Below are 15,907 nucleotides of genomic sequence, written 5' to 3' on the forward strand. Positions count from 1 at the left end.
TGCTCGCGACTCATGCCCAGGCCGCGCTTCGCTTGCGCTTGATCAGCAGGATGAACACGGGCACCCCGATGAACGCGGTGATGATGCCCACCGGCAGTTCGCGCGGGTCGAAGACCGTGCGGGCCAGGGTGTCGGCCAGCACCAGGAACAGTGCCCCGACCACCGCGACGAGCGGCAGCAGGCGCCGGTGGCCCGGGCCGCTGAGGCCGCGCACCAGGTGCGGCAGGATCAGCCCCACGAAGCCGATCGCCCCGCTCACGGCCACCATCGCGCCGGTGAGCAGCGCCACCGCCACGAGGAATCCCCAGCGGGTGGCGTTCACGTTGATGCCCAGCGACGCGGCGTTGGTGTCACCGAAGGTGAACGCATCCAGCCGGCTGGCGGCGAGCAGGATGCCGGTGCCCACGACGGCCAGCGCGACCGCGGAGATCAGCACGCTGCTCCACGAGCTGCCGGCCAGGGAGCCGAGCAGCCAGTTGAGGATCTCCCGGTAGGAGTCGCCCTTGGCCGCCCAGAAGATGATGAACGAGGTGCCCGCCGAGCCCAGCTGGGCGATCGCCAACCCGGCCAGCACGGCTCGGCCGGGGGTGATGCTGCCGCCGACGCGGGCGATATTGAGGGTGGCGAACAGGGCGATCAGGGCCCCGGCGAACGCGGCCGCCGGCAGCGCGAAACCGATGCCGAGGATGACCACGCAGACCGCGCTGAGCGACGCCCCGGAGGACAGGCCGAGCAGGTAGGGATCGGCCAGCGGGTTGCGGGTGACGCTCTGCATCACCGCTCCGCTGAGCGCGAGGCCCGCGCCCACCATGGCCGCTGTGAGCACCCGCGGCATCCGCAGCTGCCAGACGATGGCGTCGGTCAGCGGTGGCACCGGGGTGTCGCCGGCGAGCCCGGGCAGGCCGAGGTGGCCGGCCACACTGCCCCAGACCTGCGCCAGGCTCACGTCGGCCGGGCCGATTGTCACGGCCACCGCGCTGCCGAGCACCAGCGCCACCAGCGCCGCGACCAGCCAGACCAGGTACCTGGCCGTGCCGCTGCGCCGGGCACGGGCGGATGCCGCGGGCGCGCCGGATGCGCCCGGCGAGCCGGACACCCCGGGCGCGGCCGACCCGCTGGGCACGACGGCGCCGAGGCCCTGCCTGCTCGGGGTGACGGTCATCCGCGGTCCTTCGAATCGGGGTTTGGGTGAGGTCTGGCGGCCTGCCGTCGGCCTACTCGGCCTCGAGCGCGGCGAGCTGGTCGATGATCGACCCGGCGGCCTCCACGTTGCGGATGCCGGCTTCGGTCGCCGCGAACGGCACCACGATGTAGCGGTCGTTCACCACGGCGTCGAGTCCGGCGGTCGCCGCGTTGGCCTTGAGGTTGGCGATCTTCGAGTCCGCGGTGTTCCAGGTGGCATCCACGAGCACGATCACGCTTGGGTTCGCCGCCACGACGGACTCCCAGCCGGCCGAGGTCCAGGTGTCCTGCACGTCGGCGAAGATGTTGGTCAGCCCCGCCGCATCCATGATCAGCTGCGGCGAACCGATGCCGGCGCCCACGTACGGGGTGTCGGTGCCGCTGGAGTACCAGAGCGCGGTGGTGTCACCGGTGGCGGGCTCGAGCGCGGCCAGTTCGGCCTCCTGCTCGGCAACCAGCTCGGCGGCGGCATCCGGCACGCCGAACAAAGCCCCGGCCTCGTCGATCTCGGCGAACACGGTCTCGAAGGTCAGCGGGTCCGGCATGGCGTCGCCCTTGCACGCGGCCGGCGACACGTAGCTGCCGATGCCCAGGTCGGTCAGCGCGGCACGCTCGCCGACGCCCTCGGCGGAGAAGTTCGACTCCCAGCCGCCGTAGATGAAGTCGGGGGTGAGCGCCAGCACGGCCTCCTGGCCGGGAACAAAATCGCTGATCACATTGAGATCGGCGCCGGCGTCGGCGAGGGATGCCGGCAGCGGGCCGTCAAGGAACGCCGAGCCCACGATGCGCTCGCCGAGCCCCAGGGCGAGCAGCAGCTCGGTGGTGTTCGACTTGATCGTGACGATGCGCTCCGGCGCGGCCTCGAGGGTGAGCGTGGTGTCGCAATTCTCAACCGACACCGGGTAGGCACCGGCGTTGCCGGCCGAGGCGCTGGGAGCCGGCGCGGCGGCCGTCGATCCGGAGGCGCAGCCGGCAAGCAGCAGCACGGCCGCGGTGGCGGCGATGGCGGGGTAGCGAGTCTTCATGGGACCAATCTGAGCGGCGGGAGCCGGGCATCCGTCGACGGGGTCGCGACGTGACGGACCGAACACGGTGTCGCGGGCGACACCGGCGCCGGCCGGCACCGCGGAACGCGTCGGACCAGGCTCGAACGAGGTGGGGGTGGAACTGAAGGCAAAGCCCCGACCTGCCGCCCAAATCCGGGCCGGCGCAACCGGTCAGATCGAACCGGGGGTCACCACCAGCCTAAACCCCTGCTGTTCGGGGCGGATGCCGTGGTCGGAGCGCGAACGGACCAGGCGGCCGACTGTTGCCCGTGCGGTCATCTGCGCCCGGTGTGCCGGCAACAATTGTCCGGATCGGCAACAGTTGTTGGGCGCCCGCCCCGCGGACGGGGCTCAGGGCGCGATGTTGAGGTTGTGGGCCAGCACGTTCTCGGGGTCGTAGCGACGTTTCGCCGCCCGCAGCCGGTCCAGGGTGGCCGGCGGGAACGCCAGGCTGAGCACGTCGGGATAGGCGCGCAGATTGAAGCTGCCGTAGGTGCCGGTCAATCTCTCGGCCACCACGGACCAGTCGTCCAGGATGCGCCGCTCGGCTTCGGCGGGGGCATCCAGCGGCAGGAACGCCGCCGACATCACCAGCACCTCCACATCCCGGTGCGCGAATGCCGTGGCAGCTGCGGGCACCCGGTTCATCGCCCCGCGCACATAGCGCACCATCAGCACCGCCGAATCGAGCGCGGCGTTCGCGATGGTGAGCCGCTCGATGAGCTCGTCGTCGAAGTCCCTGGCGAAGCCGTTGCGGTCGACGATCCGGATCGACCCTGGCGGCGCCGAGGGCTCGTCGAAGACCTCAACGAAGAGTGTGAGTTCCACGTCGTTACCGGTCACCCCCGGCAGAGCGAGCAGGGGCCGGATCGCCGACATGGCCTCGCCCTGGTCGGCACCGCCGTAGCAGACCAGGATTTTCGTCTCCGCGGGCATCTCCGGTCCGAACTCGGGCGTCGCATACACCGTCGAATTGAGTTCTTCCGGCGACGAGCGCATCACGTCCCGCCAGCCGCGCAGGGTGTCGGCGAGATGCGTGGGCCGCACGTGGATGGTGCCGAACACCACACCCCGCAGCGGGTGCGCCTGGAAGGTGAACCTCGTCGCAACGCCGAAGTTGCCGCCGCCCCCGCGCAGCGCCCAGAACAGCTCCGGCTCACTGGATTCGCTGGCCGTCACGACGGCGCCACTGGGCAGCACCACCTCGACCTCACGCAGGCTGTCGATCGCCAGGCCATGTTGTCGCACCAACCACCCGATGCCGCCGCCCAGGGTGAGACCTCCCACGCCCACCGTGTAGGTGTCGCCGCTGGAGACCGCCAGGTCGTACTCGATCAGGTCCTGGGCCACTCCGCCCCAGGTCGCGCCGCTGCCCAGCCGCACCCGGTTTCCTTCGAGAACCTCAACGTCACGGATGCGGGAGAGATCGAGCACCATTCCGCCATCGTTGGTGTTCAGCGGGCTGTGCCCGCCGCTGCGTACCGACAGCACAAGGCCCTGGGCCCTGGCATAGGCGATCGCCGCCGCGACATCTGCCGCGGTGGTCGGTCGAACCGCCAGCGCGGGCCTGCCGACCTTCCCGTAGGCCGTGGCCGCCATCAGGAATTCGTCCGAATCGGGCAGGAGAATCGTGCCCGCGAAACCGTCGATCATCATTCCTCCACACCTATCGCGCGCGGCGTCGATCGTGCCCGAGTCGGATCCGCCGGACCGCACCGGTGACTCACCGGTTGCGCCCAGCATGCCCCCCGGCCCCGGTGCCCGCGACCCCGGCCGCGATTACGCCAGATGAGCGCGGATGCGTCAGCGCCCGGCCGCGGCCACGATCGCCCGCGCCACCGGCACCACGTCGTCCACCAGCGCCCCTGCCGTCACCCGAATGAACGCCTCGGGCCGGTCCACCGCGAGAAACGGGCTGCCGCCGGCCACCCGGATGCCGGACGCCGCCAGCCTCACGATGGCGTCGCGCTCGTCGGCCACCGGCACCCAGGCGTTGATGCCGTCGGCGCGGGCGAGGGGCAGGCCGAACCCGGTGAGGGCATCCGCCAGCGCCTTCTGCCGTGCGAAGTACAGGTGCCGGGCCTCGAACACCAGCGCCATGCTTGCACTGTCGGTGAGCAGCTCGTGCAGGATGGTCTGCAGCATCCGGCTGGTCCAGCCCGGGCCGAGCATCCGCCGCGACACGATCCGGTCGACCAGGGCGGCCGGCCCGCCGAGGGCGGCGATACGCAGGTCCGGCCCGTGCGACTTGGAGTAGCTGCGCACGTGCAGCACCCGCTCGGGCAGCCAGCGGCCGAGCGACACGTCCGGGGAGGTGCTGATCGCGCCGGAGTGATCGTCCTCGATCACCACGGTATGCGCGGCGCGTTTGCTGGCGGCCAGCAGTCGGGCCAGCTCCTCGGCCCGGTCCGGCGACATCGACGCGCCGGTGGGGTTGTGCGCGCGCGGCTGCAGGATGACCGCGGCCGGCGACTGCGCCAGCGCCGCCTGGAAGGCGGCCGGGTCGATGCCCTCCGCATCCACCGCCACGGGCAGACGTTCGATGCCCATCTGCTCGAGCAGATCGAAGAACGGCGGGAAGCCCGGGTCTTCGACGATGACCCTGTCGCCGAACCTCGCCACCTGCTCGAGGCTGCGGGAGATCGCGTCGAGGGCCCCGTCGACCACCGTGATCGACTCGCACCGGTACGGCCAGGACCCGGTCAGCACGGTGAGCAGCTCCGGGATCACCGGCGGCGCCTGGTAGCTGGGCGTCATCGCGCGCTGGGACACCCTGGAGAGCGCGTGGCCGAGCGCGGGCAGGAGAAGCGGGTCCGGCGTGCCCCGGGACAGGTCGATGCGGGTGTCGCTCAGATGCCCGGCCAGCGACTGGGTGCGGGCCGGCAGCCAGTGTGGGGACTGTTCCCGCACGAAGGTGCCGCTGCGACCTCGGGAGACGATCAACCCCGCCGCGGAGAGGGCCTGCCAGGCGTGGCTGACCGTCGCGGGGCTCACCCCGAGTCCGCCGGCGAGGTCCCGCACCGTGGGCAGGCGCTCGCCGGGGGCGATCCGGCCGGTGCTGATCAGCCGGCCGAGGGCGGCGGCGATTCCGGCCGGCGTGGCCTGTTCGATCTCGTCCAGGTACAGCTGCACGGGGTCCTTCCGGGGCAAATGCTTGCCAGCAGCATCCTCTGACGACAGGATGATGATTTACGCATGCGTCATGTGAAGAAACAGAACAGAAATGTTTACGTCGAATAATAACAAAACCGGACACCGTAACGTGGCTCGATCTCGACAGGCTCTCTCACCGTTCAGCTCGCAGAACATCGCGTTGCCGTCCGACCCCCGCTGACGAGGTTCCACAGTGTGAGACCCAGTGGAGGCAGACAGTATGAGCGTTGACACAACCAGCCGTGGCACAGCACACATCGTGCGAGCGGCGATCACCCAGACCACGTGGACGGGGGACATCGACTCGATGCTCGACAAGCACGAGAAGTTCGCCCGCGATGCGGCCGCAGACGGCGCGCAGGTGATCTGCTTCCAGGAGCTGTTCTACGGCCCGTACTTCGGCATCACCGAAGACGCCAAGTACTACGACTATGCCGAGGCGGCCGACGGCCCCATCGTGCAACGCTTCGCCGCCCTGGCCAAGGAGCTCAACCTGGTGATGGTGCTGCCCATCTATGAAGAAGAGCAGCCCGGGGTGTACTACAACACCGCTGTGGTGGTGGATGCCGATGGCACCATTCTCGGCAAATACCGCAAGCACCACATTCCCCACCTCGACAAGTTCTGGGAGAAGTTCTACTTCCGGCCCGGCAACCTCGGCTACCCGGTCTTCAACACCGCCGTCGGACCGATCGGCGTGTACATCTGTTACGACCGGCATTTTCCAGAGGGCTGGCGCGAGCTGGGCCTGAACGGCGCGCAGATCGTCTTCAACCCCAACGCCACCAAGCCCGGGCTGTCGAACCGGCTCTGGGAGATCGAACAGCCGGCCGCCGCCGCCGCCAACGGATACTTCGTGGCCGCGCCCAACCGGGTGGGCCGGGAGGACAACGAGTACGGCGAGGACGCCGTGACGTTCTACGGCACCAGCCAGTTCGTCGACCCGCAAGGCAACTACGTGGGCGAGCTGGGCAGCGGCGTCGACGAGGAGGTCGTGGTTCGTGACCTGGACCTGGGCATGATCCGCCAGGTGCGCAACAACTGGCAGTTCTACCGGGACCGCCGCCCGGACTCGTACACCTCGATCCCCAAGCCGTAGGCCGAAAGCACATCCGCAGACGACGAAGCAGCGAACAGGAGAACATCGTGAAGACCCTGATCAAGAACGGCACCGTGGTCAATTCCACGGGAACGGCCACAGCGGATGTGCTGATCGACGGCGAGAAAATCGCTGCGGTGCTCGCACCCGGCTCCACCCTGCTCGGCTTCGACATCGAGCGGAACGTCGACACCGTCATCGACGCGGCCGGCAAGTACGTCATCCCCGGCGGCATCGACGCGCACACCCACATGCAGATGCCGTTCGGCGGCACCGAGGCCAGCGACACCTTCGAGACCGGCACCCGCGCCGCGGCGTGGGGCGGCACCACGAGCATCGTCGACTTCGTGGTGCAGTACGCCGGCGAAAATGTGCTTGACCAGTACCACCTCTGGCAGGAGAAGGCCAGGGGCGAGTGCGCCATCGACTACGGCTTCCACCAGATCCTCTCCGACGTGCAGGACTCCTCCCTCGTCGCGATGGACGAACTCGTCAACGAGGGCGTGTCCAGCTTCAAGCTGTTCATGGCCTACAAGGGCGTGTTCCTCAGCGACGACGGCCAGATCGTCAAGGCCATGCAGAAGGCAGCGAACAACGGCAGCATGATCATGATGCACGCCGAGAACGGCAGCGTCATCGACCTGCTCGTGCAGCAGGCCGTCGCCGCCGGCAACACCACGCCCTACTATCACGGCCTCACCCGGCCCTGGCAGGCCGAGGAGGAGGCCACCCACCGGGCGATCATGCTCGCCAACCTCACCGGAGCGCCGCTCTACGTGGTGCACGTGAGCGCCAAACAAGCGGTGGAACAGATCGCCGTCGCCCGGGATCGCGGCCAGAACGTGTTCGGCGAGACCTGCCCGCAGTACCTCTATCTCTCGCTGGAGGACCAGCTCGGTGCCCGCAGCGACGAGTGGGGCGACTTCGAGGGAGCCAAGTGGGTCTGCAGCACGCCGTTGCGGTCCAAGGCCGAGGGTCACCAGCACCACATGTGGCAGAGCCTGCGCACCAACGACATCCAGATGGTCTCCACCGACCACTGCCCGTTCTGCATGAAGGGGCAGAAAGACATGGGCCTGACCGACTTCTCCAAGATCCCCAACGGCATCGGCTCGGTCGAACACCGGATGGACCTGCTCTACCAGGGCGTCGTCGACAAGCAGATCTCCCTCGAACGCTGGGTGGAGGTCACCTCCACCACCCCGGCGCGGATGTTCGGCATGTACGGCACCAAGGGTGTCATCCAGCCCGGTGCCGACGGCGACGTTGTGGTTTACGACCCCAACGGCCACACGTCCATCGGGATGCCCGAAGCCGGTCGGGACAAGACCCACCACATGAACATGGATTACTCCGCCTACGAGGGCTTCGAGATCGACGGCCACGTCGACACCGTGCTCTCCCGCGGGAAGGTCGTCATCGACAACAACGCGTACCTCGGCGCCAAGGGTGATGGCAAGTACATCAAACGCGGCCTCAGCCAGTACCTGATCTAGGCGGGAACCCCATGGACTTCGGCGCAGTACTCCAGACCAACCCGCCCTCGGCGCGCACCGTGCAGCTGGCCCAGTTGGCCGAGAACCACGGCTTCAGCCACGTGTGGACCTTCGACTCGCACCTGCTCTGGCAGGAACCCTATGTGATCTACAGCAAGATCCTTGCCGAGACCCGCACGGTGATCGTGGGCCCGATGGTCACCAACCCGGCGACCAGGGACTGGACCGTCACGGCGTCCACCTACGCCACCCTCAACGAGATGTACGGCAACCGCACCATCTGCGGTATCGGCCGTGGCGACTCCGCGGTGCGGGTCACCAACGGCCGGCCCAGCACCCTGAAGACGCTGCGCGAATCGATCCACGTCATCCGTGAGCTCGCCAACTCCCGGGCGGTCGAGTACAACGGTGCCACCCTCCAGTTCCCCTGGAGCAGGGGCTCCACCCTCGACGTGTGGGTGGCCGCCTACGGTCCGCTGGCGCTCAAGCTCACCGGCGAGGTCGGCGACGGGTTCATCCTGCAGATGGCCGACCTCGACGTGGCCGAATGGATGATCAAGACCGTGCGCACCGCCGCCGAGAACGTGGGCCGCGACCCGGACGCCATCAAGTTCTGCGTTGCCGCGCCGATGTACATCGGTGACGACATCCAGCACATGCGCGACCAGAACCGCTGGTTCGGCGGCATGGTCGGTAACCACGTGGCCGACATCGTCGAGAAGTACGGTCAGTCCGGGGCGGTGCCGCAGGCCCTGACCGACTACATCAAGGGCCGCGAGGGCTACGACTACAACGAGCACGGCCGCGCGGGCAACACCCACGCCGACTTCGTGCCCGACGAGATCGTCGACAGGTTCTGCCTGCTCGGGCCGGCCGAGGCTCACATCGAGAAGCTCAAGGCGCTCAAGGAGCTCGGCGTCGACCAGTTCGCCGGCTACCTGCAGCACGACAATAAAGAGGAGACGCTGCGGGTCTACGGCGAGACCGTGATCCCCGCCCTCGCCAACCACATCACGGCCAAGGCATGACCCCGGCCGGCTCCGTGCGCACCGCCCCCGCGAGGACGGGCGCGGCGGCGCGGGGCCGGGCCTGGCTGGGGCAGGGGATGCCGCGGCGCATCCTGGTGGGCGCCCTCGGCCTGCTTGTGCTCGCCGTGCTCTGGGAGCTCTACATCTTCTTCGGCCCCGAAGACGGCGTGATCATCGGCGGTCTCACCGTGCTGCCGCGGGCCAGCGAGATGGCGATGCCGCACCTGTGGGTGATGCTCGAGCGCATCCTGGAGCCCGTCACCGGCAGCGCCAGCGCGGTGCCGATGTGGCAGGCCGTTTTCGAAGCGTCCCTGTTCACCCTGGGCATCTCGGCCGTCGGCTGGATCGTCGGCGTCACGGTGGGCCTGGCCCTGGCGCTGCTGATGCAGCGCTTCAGGCTGGCCGAATCGGCCATCCTGCCCTGGGTCATCCTCAGCCAGACCGTGCCGCTGATCGCGCTGGCCCCGCTGGTGCGGCGCTGGGGCGCGCAGCTCGAGTTCGGCGCCTTCACCTGGGAGAACTGGATGTCGGTGGCGCTGATCGCGTCCTACCTCGCCTTCTTCCCGGTCTCGATCGGCGCGCTCAAGGGCCTCGGCTCCCCGGACAGCAACCACGTTGACCTGATGCGCTGCTACGCGGTGGGCTGGTGGAAGACGCTCTGGCGGCTGCGGTTGCCGGCCAGCGTGGGCTACCTGCTGCCGGCCCTCCGCCTCGCGGCGGCCAGCGCCGTGATCGGCAGTGTTGTCGCCGAGGTGTCGATCGGGCTGCGCGGCGGCATCGGCCGGCTCATCGTGGAATACGCCGGCGCCGCCGGCAGCGACCCTGGCAAGCCCTGGGCCCCCATCTTCGGGTCGATCCTGGTCGGCCTCGTCGCCGCCGGGTTCGTCGGCCTGATCTCACTGTTCCTACGTCGATTCCGCAGGGGAGAGGTGGCCGCATGACCACGGCAGCACTACCGGTACAGCACGCCGTGGAGGTGACCGACGTCAGCCGGGTCTTCGCCGGCCGCAAGGGCGCATCCGTCACGGCCCTGGATGCGGTGAGCCTCACCGTCGCCCCCGGCGAATTCGTGTCGCTGATCGGGCCCAGCGGCTGCGGCAAGAGCACCCTGCTTCGGCTGATCGCCGACCTCGACACCCCCACCAGCGGGTCGATCACGGTGTTCGGCAAGACCGCCAGTCAGGCGCGCATCGACCAGGACTACGGCATCGCCTTCCAACAGGCCGGCCTGCTGCCCTGGCGCACGGTGACCGGCAACATCGAACTGCCGCTGGAGCTGCACGGCACCGGCAAGGCCGCCCGCCGCGAGCGCGCCGCCGAGCTGATCGAACTTGTCGGCCTGAGCGACTTCGCCGGGCACTACCCCGACCAGCTCTCCGGCGGCATGCAGCAGCGGGTGGCCATCGCCCGCTCGCTGGCCGAAAGCCCGAGCCTGTTGTTGATGGACGAACCGTTCGGCGCGCTCGACGAGATGACCCGGGAGCGCATGCAGAACGAGCTCGTGCGCATCTGCGCCGAGACCAGCGCCGCCGTCGTCTTCGTCACCCACTCCATCCCCGAGGCGGTATTCCTCTCCAACCGGGTGGTGGTGATGTCGCCGCGGCCCGGCCGCATCCGCGATGTACTCGGCGTGAACCTCGGCCGGATGAGCGACCGCGGCGAGAACCTGCGCGAAGACGCGGACTTCTTCCACTCGGTCAGCCAAGTGCGGGAGCTGCTGCACGGCAGCGCCCCCACCGGGCCGCGCGGGGTCGAGACGCGATGAGCGCCGGCGCGAGCGCGCGCGTGGCTACGCCGGCCGGGCCGGGCCGGCCGGGCGCAGCAGGCTCCGGCCTGGCCCGCACCGTGCTGCCACCGGTGCTGCTCGGCGTGGCCGCGATCCTGCTCTGGCAGGGCGTCGTCACCGTTCTGGCGATCAAGCCGTTCATCCTCCCCGGGCCCTTCGCGATCGGTGAGCAGTTCATCACCAACCTGCAGAACGTCGTCGGGGGCTCCGTCGTCACCGGCCGCAACGCCCTGATCGGGCTGGTGCTCGGCGCGATCGTGGGTGTGCTGCTGGCCATCCTCTCGGCCCTGGTGGGGATCTTCGACGAGATGGCCGCCCCCATCGTGGCCGCCGTCGCCGTGGTGCCGATCGTGGCGCTGGCGCCCGTGCTCTACACGATGTTCGGCGCCAACGCCGAGACCGCCCGGCAGCTCGTGGCCGCGCTGGCGGTCTTCGTGCCGGTCTACTTCAACACCCTCAAGGGACTGCGAATGGTGCGCCCGGTGCACCGCGACCTGATGCGCTCCTACGCCGCCTCGGGCTGGCAGGCCACTAAGACCGTCACCCTGCCCACCGCGGTGCCGTTCGTGTTCACGGGCCTGCGCATAGCGTCCTCGCTCGCCGTGATCTCCGCCCTCATCGCCGAGTACTTCGGCGGCCCGGTCGGGGGCCTGGGCAAGTCGATCACCTCGGCTGCGTCCAGCAGCAACTACGGGCTGGCCTGGGCCTACGTGCTCGGCTCCATCATCCTCGGACTCCTCTTCTATTGCGCGGCTCTCGGCCTGGAAAAACTGGTCAGCCGCCGCGCCCCCACCGCTTGACCGTCCCCGCACCGCAGCATCCCCGCAGCAGTACCTAAGGAGGAACTCATGAAACACAGCACTCGATGGCTCACAACGGCCGGCGCCGTCGCGGCGGCCAGCGCCCTCGTTCTCACCGGATGCACGGCCTCCGGCGATACCGCACCGACCGAGGACTCCGCCAGCGGCGACCTCACCCCGGTCACCCTGCAGTTGCAGTGGGTGGCCCAGGCCCAGTTCGCCGGTTACTACGCGGCCGTCGATCAGGGCTACTACGAAGAGGAAGGCCTCGACGTGACCATCGAGGAGGGCGGCGCCGACATCGTGCCGCAGGATGTGCTCGCGTCCGGTGACGTGGACTACGCCATCTCCTGGGTGCCCAAGGTGCTCGGCTCCATCGAGCAGGGCGCCAACATCACCGACGTGGCCCAGATCTTCGAGCGCAGCGCCACCACCCAGATCTCCTTCACGGACAAGAACATCACCAGCCCGGCCGACCTGGCCGGCAAGAACGTGGGCAGTTGGGGCTACGGCAACGAGTGGGAACTCTTCGCCGGCATGCAGCAGGCCGGCGTCGAGGTCGGCGACATCAGCCTCGTGCAGCAGGCCTTCGACATGAACGCCTTCCTCGCCGGTGACATCGACGCGGCCCAGGCGATGACCTACAACGAATACGCCCAGGTGCTGGAAACCATCAACCCCGACACCGGCGAGCTCTACCAGCCCGAGGACCTCAACGTCATCGACTGGAACGAGGAGGGCACCGCGATGCTCCAGGACGCCATCTGGGCCAACACCGACAAGCTCGCCGACGACGAGGCCTACGCCGACCAGACCGTGAAATTCATCAAGGCCTCCATCAAGGGCTGGATCTACGCCGCGGAGAACCCCGAAGACGCCGCGACCATCGTGGCCGATGCCGGCTCGGCCCTGCCCGCCGGGCACCAACTGTGGATGACCAACGAGGTCAGCAAGCTGATCTTCCCGTCCACGAACGGCGTCGGCCTGATCGACGAGGCCGCCTGGGCCAACACGGTCGACATCGCCATGAACACCAAGAACGAAACCGGTGGCACCATCATCACCACAGACCCGCCCGAAACCGCGTACTCCAACGAGTACGTGCAGCAGGCCCTGGATGAGCTGACCGAGGAGGGAGTCGACGTCATGGGCGCCGACTGGGCTCCGATCGACGTCACCCTCAAGGAGGGCGGCGAGTAGAACAACCTCAGCACCGGGCGGCTGCCGAGCGCAGCCGCCCGGTGCACCACCGCCCCGGTACCCGCGGGGCACAAAGCAGAAGGAACAACATCGTGACCGACATCGACACCGGCACAACCACCGACACCGACCCCGGGCTGAACGAGCGCACCACCGAACTCGACCGCGCCCACGTCTTCCACTCCTGGTCCGCCCAGGGGGCACTGAAGCCCCTCGTCATCGCCGGCGGCCTCGGCTGCAGGGTCTGGGACCACGACGGGCGCAGCTACCTCGACTTCTCCAGTCAGCTGGTCAACGTCAACATCGGCCACCAGCATCCGGCCGTCATCAAGGGCATCATCGAGCAGGCGCAGTTGCTCACCACCATTGCGCCGTCCACCGCCAACCTGGCCCGTGGCGAGGCCGCCGAACGCATCGTCGACCGGGCACCCGACGGCTTCAACAAGGTCTTCTTCACCAACGGCGGTGCGGATGCCAACGAGAACGCCATCCGGATGGCCCGGCTGCACACCGGTCGCGACACCGTGCTCTCCACCTATCGCTCGTACCACGGCAACACCGGCGCGGCCATCGTCGCCACCGGCGACTGGCGCCGCATCCCCAACGAGTTCGCCCGCGGACACGTGCACTTCTTCGGCCCGTACCTCTACCGCAGCGAGTTCTGGGCGACGACGCCCGAACAGGAAACCGAGCGGGCCCTGCACCACCTGGAGCGGGTCATCCAGAGCGAGGGTGCCAGCTCCATCGCGGCCGTGCTGCTCGAGTCCATCCCCGGCACCGCCGGGGTGCTGATGCCGCCGCCCGGCTACCTCGCCGGGGTGCGCGCACTCTGCGACCGGTACGGCATCATGCTGATCCTCGACGAGGTGATGGTGGGCTTCGGCCGCACCGGCCGCTGGTTCGCGTTCGACGGAACCGGCGTGGTGCCCGACCTGATCACCTTCGCCAAGGGCGTCAACTCCGGGTACGTGCCCGTCGGCGGGGTGATTATCTCCGACGCCATCGCCGCCGACTTCGACGACACGGTGTTCCCCGGCGGGCTCACCTACAGCGGGCACCCGCTGGCGATGGCGTCGATCGTCGCGGCGCTGGACGCCATGTCGGAGGAGGGCATCGTGGCCAACGCCGCCCGGATCGGCACCGAGGCCATCGGCCCGGGCCTGGCGGCACTCAAGGCCAAGCACCCGATCATCGGGGAGGTGCGTGGCGAGGGCGTCTTCTGGGCGATCGAGCTCGTGGCCGACCCGGAGAGCAGGGCGCCCGTGTCGCCGGTGGTGATGGCCCGGATCAAGACCGAGCTGCTGGCCCGCAACCTGCTGCCCTTCATCATGGACAACCGTATCCACGTCGTGCCGCCCTGCGTCGTGACCGACTCCGAGGTGGCCGAGGCCCTGGCCATCTACGACGAGGTGCTCTCCCTCGACCTGCTCTAACCGATCTCGACAGGCTCGATCACCGACTTCCACCCCAACAGAATCGACTGACATGAACGACCTTCCCGTCCTCACCCACTGGATCGACGGCGCCCCAGGCACCGGAAGCTCCGCCCGAACCGCCCCCGTCTACAACCCGGCCACCGGCGCAGTACAGCGCCTGGTCTCCCTGGCCTCCGCCGCCGATGTCGACACCGTTGTCGCGTCGGCCCAGGCCGCCTACCCGGCTTGGCGCGACGCGTCCATCGCCAAGCGCCAGGGCGTGATGTTCGCCTTCCGCGAGCTGCTCAACGCCCGCAAGGGCGAGCTCGCCGACATCCTCACCAATGAGCACGGCAAGGTCACCTCCGACGCCCTCGGCGAGATCGCCCGCGGCCTCGAGGTCGTCGAGTTCGCGCTCGGCCTGCCGCACCTGTCCAAGGGCGAGTTCTCCGAGAACGTCTCCACCGGCGTCGACGTGTACACCTTGCGCCAACCTCTCGGCGTGGTCGGCATCATCAGCCCGTTCAACTTCCCGGCCATGGTGCCGCTCTGGTTCTTCCCGATCGCCATCGCCGCGGGCAACACCGTTGTGCTCAAGCCCAGCGAGAAGGACCCCTCCGCCGCGAACTGGCTCGCGGCCCTGATGACCGAGGCCGGCCTGCCCGACGGTGTCTTCAACGTCGTGCACGGCGACAAGGAGGCCGTCGACGCGCTGCTGGTCAACCCCGACGTGCAGGCCATCTCCTTCGTCGGTTCCACCCCCATCGCCAAGTACATCTATGAAACCGCCGCCCACCACGGCAAGCGGGTGCAGGCCCTCGGCGGCGCCAAGAACCACATGCTGGTGCTGCCGGATGCCGACCTCGACCTCGCCGCGGATGCCGCGGTCAACGCCGGCTTCGGTTCGGCGGGGGAGCGCTGCATGGCCATCAGCGTGATCGTGGCCGTCGAACCCGTCGCCGACGAGCTGATCTCCAAGATCGCCGACCGCGTCAAGGGTCTCAAGGTCGGCGACGGCATGCGCGGCTGCGACATGGGCCCGCTGATCACCGAGGCGCACCGCGACAAGGTCGCCGGTTACATCGACATCGCCCTGGCCGATGGCGCGGAGGTCGTGATCGACGGCCGCGGCATCGAGATCGACGGTGAGGCATCCGGCTTCTGGCTCGGCCCGACCCTGTTCGACAAGGTCGGCCTGGACTCCGCCGTATATAAGGACGAGATCTTCGGTCCGGTGCTGAGCGTGCTGCGGGTGGCCAGTTACACCGACGGCGTGGCCGTCATCAACGCCAGCCGGTACGGCAACGGCACCGCCATCTTCACCAACGACGGTGGGGCGGCCAGGCGCTTCCAGCACGAGGTGCAGGTGGGCATGGTCGGCATCAACGTGCCGATCCCGGTTCCGGTGGCCTACCACTCGTTCGGCGGCTGGAAGGACTCCCTGTTCGGTGACGCCAAGGCGTACGGCCCCGCCGGCATCACCTTCTACACCCGGGAGAAGGCTGTCACCGCCCGGTGGCTCGACCCCAGCCACGGCGGCATCAACCTGGGCTTCCCGCAGAACACCTAGGTGAGCACGTAAAGGCGGACTTCTTCCCGACTCACCGTGGTGCGCGGCCACCGCACACGGCGATTCGCGAGGATCTCCGCCTTTGCGCGGGCGGCGGCCCGGTGGGAATGAACTGCCTCGCAGATACCGCCA

The 15,907-nt window shown here is 68.8% G+C and carries 13 protein-coding genes; 9 read left to right on the plus strand and 4 right to left on the minus strand.

Translation table 11 applies throughout. From position 1 onward, the window contains the following. Positions 1–10: 10 nt before the first annotated feature. The 4 genes from RCH12_RS04310 to RCH12_RS04325 form a co-directional block, all read right to left on the minus strand. Positions 11–1,162 (minus strand): putative F420-0 ABC transporter permease subunit, encoded by a 1,152-nt coding sequence (locus RCH12_RS04310; RefSeq protein WP_327016142.1) that lies wholly within the window; start codon positions 1,160–1,162, stop codon positions 11–13. A gap of 52 nt (positions 1,163–1,214) precedes the next feature. Next, positions 1,215–2,207 (minus strand): putative F420-0 ABC transporter substrate-binding protein, encoded by a 993-nt coding sequence (locus RCH12_RS04315; RefSeq protein ID WP_327016143.1) that lies wholly within the window; start codon positions 2,205–2,207, stop codon positions 1,215–1,217. A 372-nt stretch (positions 2,208–2,579) separates the two neighbouring features. Next, on the minus strand, positions 2,580–3,884 hold the full coding sequence (locus RCH12_RS04320) for an FAD-binding oxidoreductase (RefSeq protein ID WP_327016144.1): 1,305 nt from the start codon (positions 3,882–3,884) through the stop codon (positions 2,580–2,582). A 147-nt stretch (positions 3,885–4,031) separates the two neighbouring features. Next, positions 4,032–5,360 carry an aminotransferase class I/II-fold pyridoxal phosphate-dependent enzyme gene (locus tag RCH12_RS04325; RefSeq protein ID WP_327016145.1) on the minus strand — a complete coding sequence of 443 codons (1,329 nt, stop codon included), beginning with the start codon at positions 5,358–5,360 and terminating at the stop codon, positions 4,032–4,034. A 241-nt stretch (positions 5,361–5,601) separates the two neighbouring features. On the opposite strand from RCH12_RS04325, the gene RCH12_RS04330 reads away from it, so the two are divergent. From RCH12_RS04330 to RCH12_RS04370, 9 genes are all read left to right on the plus strand, one after another. Next, the gene (locus RCH12_RS04330; protein WP_327016146.1) at positions 5,602–6,480 is read left to right on the plus strand and encodes a nitrilase-related carbon-nitrogen hydrolase; all 879 of its coding nucleotides are present in this window, start codon (positions 5,602–5,604) and stop codon (positions 6,478–6,480) included. Positions 6,481–6,524: 44 nt separating this feature from the next. Further along, positions 6,525–7,976: a dihydropyrimidinase gene (hydA, locus tag RCH12_RS04335; RefSeq protein WP_103430536.1), complete on the plus strand. Its 1,452-nt coding sequence runs from the start codon at positions 6,525–6,527 to the stop codon at positions 7,974–7,976. An 11-nt stretch (positions 7,977–7,987) separates the two neighbouring features. Beyond that, positions 7,988–9,004, plus strand: coding sequence for a TIGR03842 family LLM class F420-dependent oxidoreductase (locus tag RCH12_RS04340; protein ID WP_327016147.1), 1,017 nt, complete (start codon positions 7,988–7,990; stop codon positions 9,002–9,004). Further along, positions 9,001–9,945, plus strand: a complete 945-nt coding sequence (locus tag RCH12_RS04345) for an ABC transporter permease (RefSeq protein WP_327016148.1) — start codon at positions 9,001–9,003, stop codon at positions 9,943–9,945. The genes RCH12_RS04340 and RCH12_RS04345 overlap by 4 nt, the downstream gene beginning before the upstream one ends. Further along, complete coding sequence (locus tag RCH12_RS04350) at positions 9,942–10,769, plus strand: ABC transporter ATP-binding protein (RefSeq protein ID WP_327016149.1); 828 nt, start codon at positions 9,942–9,944, stop codon at positions 10,767–10,769. The genes RCH12_RS04345 and RCH12_RS04350 overlap by 4 nt, the downstream gene beginning before the upstream one ends. Positions 10,770–10,789: 20 nt before the next feature. Continuing rightward, complete coding sequence (locus RCH12_RS04355) at positions 10,790–11,590, plus strand: ABC transporter permease (protein WP_243399284.1); 801 nt, start codon at positions 10,790–10,792, stop codon at positions 11,588–11,590. Between the two features lie 48 nt (positions 11,591–11,638). Then, positions 11,639–12,790, plus strand: a complete 1,152-nt coding sequence (locus tag RCH12_RS04360; protein WP_103460938.1) for an ABC transporter substrate-binding protein — start codon at positions 11,639–11,641, stop codon at positions 12,788–12,790. A 101-nt stretch (positions 12,791–12,891) separates the two neighbouring features. Beyond that, positions 12,892–14,223, plus strand: a complete 1,332-nt coding sequence (locus RCH12_RS04365) for an aspartate aminotransferase family protein (protein ID WP_327016197.1) — start codon at positions 12,892–12,894, stop codon at positions 14,221–14,223. Positions 14,224–14,275: 52 nt separating this feature from the next. Further along, positions 14,276–15,775: a CoA-acylating methylmalonate-semialdehyde dehydrogenase gene (locus RCH12_RS04370; protein WP_327016150.1), complete on the plus strand. Its 1,500-nt coding sequence runs from the start codon at positions 14,276–14,278 to the stop codon at positions 15,773–15,775. Positions 15,776–15,907 lie beyond the last annotated feature (132 nt).

It is taken from the genome of Cryobacterium sp. MP_3.1 (assembly GCF_035984795.1).
GTDB classification, from domain to species: Bacteria; Actinomycetota; Actinomycetes; order Actinomycetales; family Microbacteriaceae; genus Cryobacterium; species Cryobacterium zongtaii.

Coding starts and splice junctions, on each gene's coding strand:
- RCH12_RS04370 (WP_327016150.1), top strand. CDS start 14,276: ATGAACGACCTTCCCGTCCTCACCCACTGGATCGACGGCGCCCCAGGC.
- RCH12_RS04320 (WP_327016144.1), bottom strand. CDS start 3,884: ATGATGATCGACGGTTTCGCGGGCACGATTCTCCTGCCCGATTCGGAC.
- RCH12_RS04315 (WP_327016143.1), bottom strand. CDS start 2,207: ATGAAGACTCGCTACCCCGCCATCGCCGCCACCGCGGCCGTGCTGCTG.
- RCH12_RS04310 (WP_327016142.1), bottom strand. CDS start 1,162: ATGACCGTCACCCCGAGCAGGCAGGGCCTCGGCGCCGTCGTGCCCAGC.
- RCH12_RS04350 (WP_327016149.1), top strand. CDS start 9,942: ATGACCACGGCAGCACTACCGGTACAGCACGCCGTGGAGGTGACCGAC.
- RCH12_RS04360 (WP_103460938.1), top strand. CDS start 11,639: ATGAAACACAGCACTCGATGGCTCACAACGGCCGGCGCCGTCGCGGCG.
- RCH12_RS04330 (WP_327016146.1), top strand. CDS start 5,602: ATGAGCGTTGACACAACCAGCCGTGGCACAGCACACATCGTGCGAGCG.
- RCH12_RS04345 (WP_327016148.1), top strand. CDS start 9,001: ATGACCCCGGCCGGCTCCGTGCGCACCGCCCCCGCGAGGACGGGCGCG.
- RCH12_RS04340 (WP_327016147.1), top strand. CDS start 7,988: ATGGACTTCGGCGCAGTACTCCAGACCAACCCGCCCTCGGCGCGCACC.